The 12,798-nt window shown below is 64.9% G+C and carries 7 protein-coding genes and 1 pseudogene; 1 reads left to right on the top strand and 7 read right to left on the bottom strand.

Annotated features, from left to right (window positions below; genetic code table 11):
• Positions 1-175: 175 nt before the first annotated feature.
• From AVTE2539_RS26345 to AVTE2539_RS12765, 5 genes and pseudogenes are all read right to left on the bottom strand, one after another.
• Positions 176-823, bottom strand: a pseudogene (locus AVTE2539_RS26345) (RHS repeat-associated core domain-containing protein); the annotation flags it as partial.
• Between the two features lie 202 nt (positions 824-1,025).
• Positions 1,026-1,565: an SMI1/KNR4 family protein gene (locus AVTE2539_RS12780; RefSeq protein ID WP_284411102.1), complete on the bottom strand. Its 540-nt coding sequence runs from the start codon at positions 1,563-1,565 to the stop codon at positions 1,026-1,028.
• Complete coding sequence (locus tag AVTE2539_RS12775; protein WP_284411100.1) at positions 1,566-6,488, bottom strand: DUF6531 domain-containing protein; 4,923 nt, start codon at positions 6,486-6,488, stop codon at positions 1,566-1,568.
• A 3-nt stretch (positions 6,489-6,491) separates the two neighbouring features.
• Positions 6,492-7,607, bottom strand: a complete 1,116-nt coding sequence (locus tag AVTE2539_RS12770; protein ID WP_284411099.1) for a 3-oxoacyl-ACP synthase — start codon at positions 7,605-7,607, stop codon at positions 6,492-6,494.
• Positions 7,604-8,881, bottom strand: coding sequence for a hypothetical protein (locus AVTE2539_RS12765; protein WP_284411097.1), 1,278 nt, complete (start codon positions 8,879-8,881; stop codon positions 7,604-7,606). The genes AVTE2539_RS12770 and AVTE2539_RS12765 overlap by 4 nt, the downstream gene beginning before the upstream one ends.
• A 56-nt stretch (positions 8,882-8,937) precedes the next feature.
• Between AVTE2539_RS12765 and AVTE2539_RS12760 the strand changes: the two genes are divergently transcribed.
• Complete coding sequence (locus AVTE2539_RS12760; protein WP_284411095.1) at positions 8,938-9,930, top strand: DUF2169 family type VI secretion system accessory protein; 993 nt, start codon at positions 8,938-8,940, stop codon at positions 9,928-9,930.
• Between the two features lie 19 nt (positions 9,931-9,949).
• On the opposite strand, the gene AVTE2539_RS12755 is transcribed toward AVTE2539_RS12760, so the two are convergent.
• Together AVTE2539_RS12755 and AVTE2539_RS12750 are read right to left on the bottom strand one after the other, a co-directional pair.
• Positions 9,950-10,402, bottom strand: coding sequence for a hypothetical protein (locus AVTE2539_RS12755; RefSeq protein WP_284411093.1), 453 nt, complete (start codon positions 10,400-10,402; stop codon positions 9,950-9,952).
• An 11-nt stretch (positions 10,403-10,413) separates the two neighbouring features.
• Positions 10,414-12,726: a type VI secretion system Vgr family protein gene (locus AVTE2539_RS12750; protein WP_284411090.1), complete on the bottom strand. Its 2,313-nt coding sequence runs from the start codon at positions 12,724-12,726 to the stop codon at positions 10,414-10,416.
• Positions 12,727-12,798: the final 72 nt, after the last annotated feature.

Below are 12,798 nucleotides of genomic sequence, written 5' to 3'. Positions count from 1 at the left end.
CCACCAAAGGAGGTGAATGCTGAACCGACGTGTTTCCCGGTCCTAACTGGCAACTACATATTGCACAAGCAATATTTCCATCTGAACCTTTTTGCTTCTCTTCAAGCTCTGTTCTCGTTTTTTTCCTGACGCGCGATGGATAGAGCTTTTCTCGAATTCCAGGTCCACTACGTTTCGCAAGTCCGAAAGGATCTAACCAGCCGCTGGTATTTGCAGCGTAAACAAAGAAGTTTGTACCGCCAAATAATCCAATCGGGTCCTGATGCACAAACCGCCCCATCACCGGATCGTAATACCGGAAGCGGTTGTAATGCAGCCCCGTTTCCCCATCGAAGTACTGCCCCTGGAACCTCAGCGGCTGCTCCACCAGGTTGAGGCTCTGGACCTCTCCACTGGCCGCCAATGCCAGCGGTCTTTCATTCGCGGTGAACACCGCCGCTTCCCCATCGGTGCCGGTCCCCGTGCGCAACATCTGCAATGCCTGCGTCTGCCCCCACACCTTGTAGCTGGCCGCCCACACGATCCGCCCCGCCTCGTCCGTCAGCTCCTGCGGCGCCCCGATCTGGTCGCACTGGTAGTAGTAGATGGCGAAGTCTTTGTCTTCGTTTTTCTCATTTGCTACATCTTTTGTAGCAACATGCCCTAGTGATATTTGCGCTGGAGCCTGTTTCGCCTCCGATTCCAGTTTGGCCAGCGGCACGAAGCTGTCCGGCTCGTACAGGTATTCGCTGACTTTGCTGCCCCGTATTTCTCCCGCGAGCAGGTCGCCGTCATAGACGAACCGGGTCCTGCCGAAGGCGTCCGTCTTGTCGATGCGCCGCCCCAGCGCGTCGTAGCGGTAGCGCGTGGTCTGCACGGTCGCGGGCGGCTCGGTCTGGACTTGCCCAGCCTGCACGGCTTTCGGCGTCGGCCGGTCCCGGTAGCGCGTGACGGTGGCCTCCACGATCTGGTGCTCCGCGCTGTACCGGTAATCCTGCACCGTGTATCAGCCCACCAGCCGCTGCACCACGTTGCCGTGCAGGATTTCAGTCTTCTGGTTGATAGAAAAGATCGAGAAATTCTGAAAAATTGGACGCTAACATTTCCATATTCTCATAATAATTCTCAACGCCATCACCATCAGATTCAAAATTATGATCCCAGTAATATATCCCTCCAACCCCATCCGTTTTCATTAGGATCAAATCGCTACTACCTGCTGAAGCGATTGGTAAAGTGTTATTTGGTATTCTATCCTTATATATTTCCAAATAATTATCAATCGAGTCATAGAAACCGCTAGGGGCATTCAATGCCAAAAGAGAGTTCACAACTCTTATATTGCCTTCTGTTTTAACAGCATTTGGAATGGGAATTCCACCATTATTTTTCAAAAGAAAATCCCTATAGTCCTCTGGCAGGTTAAAATCCACCGCTAACTTATTCAAATCAATTGCTGAAGCAGGATGTGTGTCGTACATTTCCAACATCATTTTTTTTTGCTTCTTATCAAGCCCAAAGCCCTTGGAATCCAAATCCTGAATCTCCTGTTCAGATAGACCCAATTTTTTAATTTGCACCATCATTCATCTCCTTGTATTGCAAACCGCAGCACCACCTGTGTGCTTCACGGCATCATGGATATCCTTTGGAACCAGTTGAAATTGCCCATCTTTTTCTGTGTGATGCCACGTATACTCTTTACCATTCATAGTTATTTTGCTCGACGAGCCGAATGGATTTCCTTTGCCAAACGCAGCTTCGTTGGCACTTTTAAAATCTTTATAATCAGTCGTGAAAGATCCAACGTCTGCTTTTCTAAGGGCATACCTTGAGAAATCCGGGAACCCCCTCATATTAAAAGGAACCCCGTGGGGATATCTACCTCTCACATTTCCTGGCAAATCGCTGCCATTCATTGTTTTGCCAGCAAAGCAGCGATTAATTGGATAGCGGCCATTAACTGGCCGAACCAAGGTCCTGCTTGAATGCGTTGGCGCCCCCAGCCGGGGCATTTTTATTAAGCCAGAAGGATCAATCCATGAAGAGGTATTTGGTCCATAGGTAAAAAGATTCTCACCTCCGAGCAAGCCAATCGGATCCTGATGCACAAACCGCCCCGTCACCGGATCGTAATACCGGAAGCGGTTGTAATGCAGCCCCGTTTCCCCGTCGAAGTACTGCCCCTGGAATCGGAGCGGCTGCTCCACCAGATTGAGACTTTGGACCTCTCCGCTGGCAGCCAATGCCAACGGTCTTTCATTGGCCGTGAACACCGCCGCTTCCCCATCGGTGCCCGTCCCCGTGCGAAGCATCTCAAGCGCCTGCGTCTGCCCCCACACCTTGTAGCTGGCCGCCCACACGATCCGCCCCGCCTCGTCCGTCAGCTCCTGCGGCGCCCCGATCTGGTCGCACTGGTAGTAGTAGATGGCGAAGTCTTTGTCTTCGTTTTTCTCATTTGCTACATCTTTTGTAGCAACATGCCCTAGTGATATTTGCGCTGGAGCCTGTTTCGCCTCCGATTCCAGTTTGGCCAGCGGCACGAAGCTGTCCGGCTCGTACAGGTATTCGCTGACTTTGCTGCCCCGTATTTCTCCCGCGAGCAGGTCGCCGTCATACACGAACCGGGTCTTGCCGAAGGCGTCCGTCTTGTCGATGCGCCGCCCCAGCGCGTCGTAGCGGTAGCGCGTGGTCTGCACGGTCGCGGGCGGCTCGGTCTGGACTTGCCCAGCCTGCACGGCTTTCGGCGTCGGCCGGTCCCGGTAGCGCGTGACGGTGGCCTCCACGATCTGGTGCTCCGCGCTGTAGCGATAGTTCTGCACCGTGTGCCAGCCCACCAGCCGTTGCACGACGTTGCCGTGCAGGTCGTAGGTGAACCGCAGGTCCTGGTACACGGTGAGACGGTTGGTGGGCACCTTCTCCCGCTCGTGGCTCACGCCGCCGGCGCTTTGCTCGCCGCCCCGGTTGGGGTTGAGCAGGTTGCCGGCCGGATCGAACGTGAATTGCTCGCGGTCTTCTCCCTGCTGCGTACCTTGCGTCGTGCTCCGCGTGCCTTTGTGCGCCGACAGGATGCGGCCCAGCGCGTCGTAGCGGTATTCGCTGCCGCCCCGCAGGCTGTCCTGCGTGGCCGTGAGGTTGCCGCCGCGGTCGTACTGGTAGTGCCGCGCAATCCGATGGCCTGAAGGAAGGTGTGGCAGACGGGCCAGCAGGTCGGACAGGCCCGGTGGGCCGGGCATTCCGGGTGGCGGGTCCCGGTCCCGCAACGACGCCTCCGTGGCCGCGCCGGGCAGCGTTTGCAAGGCGGCTTCCCGGCTCACTTTGTGGGCCACCAGCCGGCCCATGGGGTCCAGGCCGTAGCGGCTGGTCAACGCCCCTTGCGTGCGCGAGATCTCCTGGTGCAGCGCATCGCGCTCCATGTCGCTGACCGTGTGGCCATCCACCCGGATCTGGTGCAGGTGCCCGGAGCCGTAGTACAGCCATTGCACGTTCTTGCCGCTGGGCAACACGCTGGCGATTCGGTTGCCCAGCGCGTCGTAGGCGTGGCGGAAGGTGAAGTGCCTGTCCACCTGGGCCTGCGCCTGGGTGGGTGTTGGTGCCTGCACGCCATCCGCCTGGGCATCGCCCAGATGCACCTGCGTTTCCTCGACCAGTTGCGAGAGTGCGTCGTAGGCGAACCGGACCTGGGCCTGCGCGTTGGCGCAGCCGACCATGCGCCCGAGCAGGTCGTAGGTGTAGCTGGCCGTCTCTCCGTTCGTGTGGACCTTGGCCAGCAGCCGGCCCAGCAGGTCGCGCTGGAAGTGCGTGCGCTTGGGCAATGGCGCATCGGGCGCCATGTCGTACGGCGTGTCCGGCGGCTCGGCCGCATCGCGTTCGTGCAGCTCGGTCAGCTCGCCCACCGCGTTGTACCGGTAGCGCTGGATGCGGCCATCGAAACCGATCTCCTGCACCAGGTTGTCAGCCGCGTCGTAGTGGAACTGGTACCAGGCGCCGTTCTCGTTTTGCAGCGCCACGAGCCGCCCCACCGCGTCGTAGCGGTAGCGCAGGCTTTGGCCCTGCGGGTCCTGGCGCTCCACGGGCTGGTCCAGGCCGTTGTACGCGTAGCGGGTGATGGCGCCTTTGGGGTCGGTGTAGGCCACCAAGTTGCCCTGGGCGTCGTGGTCGTAGCGGTGCTCGGCCCCGTCGGCTTCGGTGACGATGCGCAACTGGCCCAGCGCGTCGTGCTGGTAGCGCGTGGCCTGGCCCAGGGCATCGATGCTGGCGGCCAGGTTGCCCAGGATGTCGTATTGGTAGCGCGTGGTGCGGCCCGAGCAGTCGGTGTAGGCGGTGAGCTGGCCGGCGGCGTCCCATTGCAGGTGTTTTGTCTTGCCGTGGGCGTCCTCGATGGCAACGGGCAGGCCGCGCGGATCGTATTGGTAGCGGGTGGCGTGGCCCAGCGCGTCGGTGTGCTGGCGCAGGTCGCCACGCGCGTCGTAGTCGTTCTTCCAGACGTGGCCCAGGGCGTCGGTGATCTCGGTGGGCAGGTTCAGCGCGTTGTAGCGCAGCCGCGTGGTGGCGCCGGCCGCGTCGGTGACAGCGGTCAGGTTGCCACGGGCATCCCATTGCCAGCGGGTGCTGCGGCCCAGGGCGTCGGTGGTCGTGTCGGGGTTGCCGGCGCGGTCCATCTGCGTCTCGGTGCGCACGGGCTGGCCGTCCGCTCCGGGTTCCGTGAGGGCGACGACTTCGTTGTGCCCGTTGTAGTGGTAGCTGGTGCGCCGGCCCAGGGCATCGGTGACATGGGTGGTGCGCATCCCCAGGTCGTATTCGAAGCGGGTGTCCAGCAGGCCGGGGGTGTCGGTCCAGGTGCGCACCACGCGCCCACCCGCATCCAGCCGACTCCATTGCTGGTGGTGGGTGAAGCCGTTCTTGGTGGTGTAGGCCACCATGAGGTGGTTCTCGTAGCGGTACGCCGTGGTGCCGCCCTGCGCATCGGTGGCGCTGGCGAGGTTGGCCTGGCTGTTGCCCTTGCCACCCTTGTCGCCCTCCAGGTTGCCCGCGCTGTCGTAGGCATAACGCACCAGCACCCCGCCCTGGTGTTCCACGCCATCGAGGGTGCGGGGCGCGAGGCGCACCTCGGCCAGCAGGCCGGCGTCGGTCCAGCCGAAGCGAAGCTCACGGCCGGCGCTGTCGGTCAGGCCCGCGGGGCGCGGCGCAATGCCGTCCACGCCGGTTTCGTCATAGGCCGGGTAATGCAGCGTGATGGCATTGCCGTGGCGGTCGCGTAGCCGCGCCAGGGGCAGGCGCCACTGGCCGGGCACGGGCTTGGCGAACTCGTGCCGCAGGCCGTCGGTGGACTCGACGCTGTAGCGCCCGTCTTCGTGGCGATGCAGCGTGATCTTTTCTCGCTCGTCGAAGTGGCTCTGCCCGGGCGAAAGCGGCGGCAGCTGCACCCTGCGGCCCCGGGCATCGTAGTAGTGCACATGGCTGTGGACCAAGGCCAGCTCGATGCTCAACGGCGTGCTCCACCCCCAGCCCAGCCAGCCGGGGCGCCGATCGGCCGAGCGGTAAAAGCGCCGCCATTCCAGCGGCAGCAGGCCGGGCAAGGCAAAGTCGGTTTCCGACAGGATCTTGACGCCGGTGGCGAAGATGACCGGGTGGCAGGTGCCGAGTTCGCAGTTGGCGCCGCCCGGTGCGCCGACGTGCACGTCATCGACGATCTTGGCCTGCGTGTTGGGGTTGACCTGGTTGTTCTGCCGGCTGGCAACCGCATTGATCCTGGACTTGGCGCGCTTCACGATCTTGCCGAGCACGAAGCCGATGGTGATGGCCGCCACGCCATTGGCGATCACGTCGGCGATCTGGTCGATCTTCTCGTCGGTCAGGGGCGGCGTGAGCAGGTCCTGCACCTCCTGGGCCAGCTCTGCGATCTGCATGGCGGATTCGGCCATGGCGGCACCGCCCACCACCAGATTGACGCCGGGAATGAGCTTGCCCACCAACTTGAGCGCGGGGCCGATCAGCACGCTCGGGTCGGTGAGCGACTCGCCCAGGGCGCTCAACTGGTCACCGAAGGCGCCGGGGAGCTTTTCGATGACTTTCTGGGCCAGTTGGTCGTAGGGGCCGGGCAGCGCCTTCATGGCCAGGCGCATGGCCCAGCCGGGGTTGATGACGAGGGCGTTGGATTTCGTCGTGTCGAACGAGCGGACGCTGCCCTTGCCTTCGAACTTGGTGTCGCTGCTGTAGCTGGTGGGCTCGGCCGCGCCGCCCACGACGGTGGAGCGCACGCCGGCGATGCCGCCCAGCCGATCGGGCGTGGCGGGGATGGATTCGAACCGGCTGCCGGCCACGGAGACGGGCTTGCCGTCGATCTTGAGGGTGGCCGTGCCGTTCTTCAGGCCCGGCCCGTGGGCCATGTTGAGGATCGGAACCGGCGGTCCGTTGGGCTTGGGGAAGACGGGATTGATGGGCCCGGGAATCATGGCCGGGCTGCGCCCCTCATGGATCGCCCGGCGGTCGTTGACGTAAGTGGCCATGGGTCAGGCAGCTTCGCGGTTGCGGGTGGATGGGGATGGCATCGGTGCGCGGGTGTGATTCCAGGTGGCGACCCAGGCGGCCACGCGGGTGGAGAGGCCGGTCACGCTCTGCAGGCCAGCGTGGCCGCTCAGCGCCACGGGCCTGTGCGGGTGATGCAAGTCCTGCCGCATCTCGTGCAGCAGGCACAGCAGCAAAGGCACCCAGGCGGCGCCCATTTCGCCAAGGAATGCCGCCGGATCGTGCATGGCGGGATGGCCATTCTGCGCAGCCAGATGGGCGCTGAGGTTCATGAGTTCGCTGCCTCGCCATGGGCTTCCGTCCATGTCGCTCCAGTAGGACTGCAGCGCCTGGGCGGGGATGTCCGCGGCCTTCAAGGCCTGGGCCGCCGCACCGATGAGCGCAGTGCCCTCCAGGATGGCTTCGCTGCCGACCCGGGAGGCCGGCTCCTGCGCGAACGCGGGCGGGAACACGGTGACGTAGTTCGCCGCACAGGGCTTGCGGGCGAGCCGCACGAACGCGGCCCCTTCGGAGGCGATGAACCCCTCCGTATGGCCTTTCACCCGGAGCCAGCGCCGTTGGTGGAAGACATCGATGGTGGCCGGGTCCACCCCGCTATCCACGCCGCCGCAAACCACCTCCGGCACGCTGGGGTGCTCTTGCATGAAGCGGTATGCCGCAGCCAGGGCATCCGCCCCGGCCACCGCCCCGCCCGTGTAGAGCATGAGCGGCAGGAACTCGGGTGCCACGTCGAGCGCGCGCGGCAGCTCCAGCGCGAATCGCTGGGCGTCGATGGCGCCGCGCAGCTCAGGCAGCGGCTCGGGCAGCGCGATGAAGACCGGAATGGGCCGGACCATCGGCCATGCCGCGGTGGGTGCGGTGGTCGGGCCTTGCAGCGCCTCGTGCAGGGCCGGTGCGGCCAGCCGGATCAGCCGATCGATGCCGGTGCAGTCGGCCTCGATGGCCTGCACGCGCGACACCGTGGCCTGGTGATCGATGTGGCCCGTGATGGGCTGGCGGGTGAAGGCCGCAAAGCGGCTGGCCACGGCGCTGCGGGTCTGCCAGGCACGCGTGCCGATGGGCGTGCAGGCGCCGGTGGCCGCAATGGTGAGCGGCGTCATGGCGCACTCCCGGCAAAGACGGCCCGCTCGAACACGGAGGCCGTCTGAAGCGCCAGCGCCTGCACGCCGGCCAGGTCATCGGCCTCGATCCACAGCGCGCCGCTCATGCGGGAGACATGTTCGATGTACAGCAGGCGGCGCAGCGGTGCACCCACGCACGCGGCGGCCTCTTCCAGCACGACCGATGGCCGCGGTTTGCCGATTCGCAGGGGCGGGCCGGCGCTGGGCAGCGCCGCCAGGGCCGCGTCCGCCCACTGGGCGCGGTCGCCGGCCGGGCGGGCTCGGTCGAACAGCCCATCGCAGGGAACGCCCGCCAGCAATGCCACGCTGTCGGCCAGTGCCCGGCATGCGAGTTCGTCGTCCCACGGCGTGTGCGCCGCAAGATGGCGCAGCAAGGGGCCGTCGCCGACCAGGGCGGCGGCATACAGCTGCTGCGTCCAGGCCATGGCGGGAAAGCGGCCCTCGCGCAAGGCAACGGCCAGATCGTGCCCTGCGCGCGCCGCGCAAAGGGCCAGCGCCACCGGGGAGTCGGGCCATCGCGCCAGCATCGCCTTGGCGGCCGTGGTCTCCTGCGGGCTGCCCATGAGCGCGAGGGAGATCAACCCTGCTTCGGCGTCCTCGCCTTGCTCCACGGCCCGCAGCGCCTTGGCCTCGTCGGCACGGGCCACGCAACGCCAATGGCAGAGATTCGCCAAGCCGCCGGGCAGGGGCTCGGCCATGGCCGCCATCGCATCGGCATAGGCATCGGACACCGCGGGCCGCGCAATGGCGAGCCGCATCAGAAGGCGCACCAGCGACAGGTGCTGCTGCTGCACCGCCTGGCTTGCGCGCGGCGCGAGATAGCTGGCCACGGCGTCATCGAAAGCGAATCGCAAGGCATGGAAGACCGCAGCGGGGTGGGCTTGCAGATGGCCGTTCCAGAGGTTGGGGGCCACATCGGCGGGCCGGTCCAGCTGCAGCTTGAGGATTTCGATGCAGGCGTGGGCAAAAACGGCGGGGCCTTCCTGCTGCAATTCGTGCCCTGCTGCGGCGATTTCCGCATGAAAATCCGATTCCATCGCGGGCGCATGGGACAGATGCAGCTTGAGCGAGGCCAGGCACTGGACGATGCTGTCGTCGAACACCGCCAGGGCCTCCAGCCGGTGTGCGGGCAGCGTGAGCATGTGGGTGCGGCGCCAGTACTGCGTGACCAGCGAACGCGCCATGCGCAGGGGCAATGCGCGCATGACCGGGATGTCGATGGCGCGCGCCAGGGGAAGACGGGTGACACTCACGCAGACCCCCTCAGGGCTGGCGCATGGCAAGGCCGAAAGCAAAAAGGATGCATACGATGCTGGAAAATTTGACGCCCTTCGCCGCGGAAATCCTTCCGGGCTACGGGCCAGATGGCGGGCTGCAAAAGACCGTGGTCGTCAAAGCCACGCTGGACTTTCGCAATCGGGTGGCGCCGCACGGCACGGGCTTGCCGATCCTGCGTGGCGACCAGTTCTTCGATGCACCGGGCATGGAGGGCGTGGTGCGCTTCGAAAGCGACCTGGTGCCCTTCAAGCCGCGGGTGGATGTCATCGTCAACGCGGTGGCCTACGCGCCCGGCGGCAAGCCCGTCGCCGCGTTCGATGCGGGCGTGACGGTGGGACGCGAGGCGCGCGTGGTGCGAGTCTTCGGCGAGCGCGTGTGGCGCAAGCGACTGGGCTTGTTTCCGGTGGCGGTGGAGCAGGCACCCGCGCTGCAGGTGCCCGTGGCCTATCACCTGGCCTACGGTGGGCAGGACCCTGCCGATGCACAGGCCTTCGCCCCCGCCAACCCCACGGGCCTGGGCTTCAGCGCCGGGCTGCCGCCCGATGGTTTGCCGCTGCCCCGGATCGAATGGCCGGACGAGTTGATCCACGCAGCGAGCGATACGCCCTCGCCCGCTGGGTTCGGGTGTTTCGGCCGCACCTGGCTGCCACGGCGCAAGCTGCTGGGCAGCTATGGGCCGGCGGAGTGGCAGGTGCCCGGCATCGTGGGACGGATGCCCCGATCCTTCGACCCGGCGGCCTGGAACTGCGCGCATCCACGGATGCAGTTTTCTTTCGATCAGGTGACATCCGGCACATCGATCCAGTGGCTCCACTTGAGTGCCCAGGGCCCGTCGCAGATCACCCTGCCCGATATCCGGCCCCACGTTTCCTGGACGGCCGGCGGCGGCAAGCGCCATACCGCGTCTCCGCATTTCGACACCGTGACCATCGAGCCCGAGCATGGCCACTTCGCACTGACCTGGCGCCACACGCTGTCGCAGGAAATCCATGGCCACGTGGAGGCGGTGCAGGTCCATCTCTGAAACGGACGGCGGCCGCCGTTCAGTTGATCCGGACTTCGGCGGCGTCGATGTCCACCAGGTCGCGCGCGTCGTGCTCGATGGTGAGGGCCACGATGCGGGCCAGCCCCTCGGCCGTCAGCCGCAGCGTCGCGGCGCCGGACGAGAGCGTGATGGAGTCATGCGACTGCAAACGGATGGACCGGTCGCTCCATGGCACGGCGGCACAAGGCACCAGCACGGCGGTGATGACGGCTTGGCCTGCACCGGTGCGTGCCAGCAGCACCTCGTCGCCAGGCACGAGCGCAGGCAGCATCACGCCCACGATGGCATCCAAAGTCTCCGCGCCGCACGCCACGCTGTAGGCGCCCTGCCCGGCTTGCGCGCGCACCGTGGCCTGGCACATCGTGACGGATGGGGTCGCGCCTGCACCATCGCCGTGAGACGGCGAAGAAGAGAGCGAAGCATCGACGGAGGACGGTTGTGCGAGCGCCATGCGGACTCCGGTCAGGTGGGGTTGACGTTGGTGTTGGGCGACGCCACGGTCACGCTGGAGCTGCCGGCCACGTTGATGGTCTGCCCGTTGATCTGCACGGTGCCGTCGCTGGTCATGCGCAGCACCGCCTTGCCGCATTTGATCTCGATGGCGTCGCCCACGGTCACGGACATTTCCTTGCCGACCGACAGCGTGCGCACCTCGCCGATCGTCGTGGCCGCGTTCTTGCCCACGCTCTCGGTGTAGTTGTCGGAGGTGCTGTCCGTGCGGTCCTTGCCCACCTTGCTGGTCTGGCTCTGCCCCACGGTGACCGAACGGCTCATCAGCACATTCGTGCTCTGCGTCAGGCCCACGTTGACCACCATGGCCGCGCCCACGTTCACGTTGTAGGCCGCGCCGATGTTCATCATCTTGGCCAGCCCCACGTTCTGCAGGTAGGCCAGGCCGACGGTCTCGGTCTTGAAGCTGCCGACCTTGATCGACCAGTTGTTGCCGATCTTGTCCTTCTCGTTGCGGCCGATGGTCTTGCTGCGGTTGTTGCCGATGCTCACCGTCTCGTCGATGCCGACATCTTCGCTGCGGTTGTCGCCGATGCTGATCTTTTCGTTGTGGTCCACCCGTTCGGTGCGGTTGTTGTGCACGGTGATGGTTTCATCGCGGTCCACGGTCTCGGTGCGGTCGCGGTGGATGACGTTGGTCTCGTCCCGGTCGATGGTCTTGCGCCGGTCGTTCCCGACCCACTTGTCCTCGTCGTTCTCCACTTCGGTGAGCTGGTCCTTTTGCGCATGCAGCCACAGCTGCTCGGCCCCGGCCTTGTCCTCAAAGCGGATGGCATTGGCATCGCCCGCACCGTTCTTCAATCCGTCACCGAAGGCCCCGCCCTTGCTCGACTTGGTCTTGATGCCCGACTGCGTGGCGTTGGCCGGCAGCGCCCACGGCGGCATGTTGTCGGCGTTGTACACGCAGCCGGTGATGAGGGGGTAGTCCGGGTCGCCATTGAGGAAGTCGACCACGACTTCCATGTTGATGCGCGGGATGAACAGGGCCCCGAAGCCGGAGCCGGCCCAGCTGCTGGAGACCCGCACCCAGCAACTGGAGTTCTCGTTCATGGCGCCCACCCGGTCCCAGTGGAACTGCACCTTGACGCGCCCGTACTGGTCGGGCCAGATCTCCTCGCCCGGCGGGCCGACGACGACGGCGGTCTGCGGGCCGGTGGTCCTGGGCTTCGGCGTGGTGCGCGCGGGGGTGTAGGGCACGCTGGTGGGCTGGGCCAGCAGGGTGAATCGCTGGAACGAGCCTTCTTCCTGCGCCGTGCCCTTGGGGCCCGGCGCGGCAGCGCTGACCTGGGGGTTTTCCTTGAAGTGGTATTCGAGACCGGTGAGCAGGTAGGCCTGGTTCTGGTCCTCGCGCGGGTAGTTCTCCAGCGTGAAGGTGTAGCCCGGGGCGAGCGCCCGGTGGCGCGACTGGCCCCGCACGGTGCTGTGCCCGGTGAGGCTTTCCTGCAGCCGCACCCGGGCATAGGCTTCGCCGTCGCCGAATTCGGTGTAGCCGCCAGGCCATTCGTAGATTTCGTGGGCGTCGTGCGCATGCCCCGGCGGGGTCTGGCGCATGTTGGACAGGTCCGCGCGCGGTTTCTTGAAGTCGTAGTCGTCGTTGTAGTGCCGCCCGGAGTGGATGCTCTGGTGCAGTTCCCAGGCGTGGATGTTCTCTTTGTCGGCGACGGCGGCCTTCTCGGGCGGGTAGAAGGGGATGACGGCGGCCCCGGGCAGCGGGCTGTGCGAGGCGACGATGTCGTCGGCCAGGGTCAGGATGTGCTGGCCGGCGCTGTGCTGGTGGTAGTAATAGATGCCTTCATGCTCCATCAGGCGCGAGACGAAGGCGCAGTCGGTCTCGCCGTACTGCACGCAGTAGTCCCAGCTGCGATAGGCCCGCGTGAGCCGCTTTTGCAGGGGGTGGCCGTATTTGCCGAGCACCTCTTCGATGATGTCGGGAACGGTCTTGTTCTGGAAGATCTTGAAGTCGCTCTTGCGCGTGGCCAGCCACAGCCAGGGCTGCAGGCGCAGGCGGTAGGAGTAATACCGGTGGTCTTCGCCCTGCAGCCCGAACCGGGTGACGATGCCGTCCAGGTAGCGCCGACCGCCGCCTTCGGTCTCCACTTCCACCGTGGCGTGCTTGCCCAGCAACGCCTTGGGGTCGAGGGACTTGCTCTCGCTCAGCAGATCCACATCCAACGCAAACAGCTCGCTCAAGGATTCCTTGCCCTGCAGGCGGCGAAACTGCAGCTGTTCTCCCAATGGCGTTTGGATCGTGACGCGGCGTGTCATGTGAGCAGGCCCCTATCGGCGTAATCGCTGTGATTAAAGGCCGCGATCGTAGCCACCAATAATGACAATCCC

Source organism: Acidovorax sp. SUPP2539, from assembly GCF_030158975.1.
GTDB lineage: Bacteria > Pseudomonadota > Gammaproteobacteria > Burkholderiales > Burkholderiaceae_C > Paracidovorax.
Note: the sequence above shows the minus strand (reverse complement) of the source record. Positions and strands in the feature narration are given on the sequence as shown.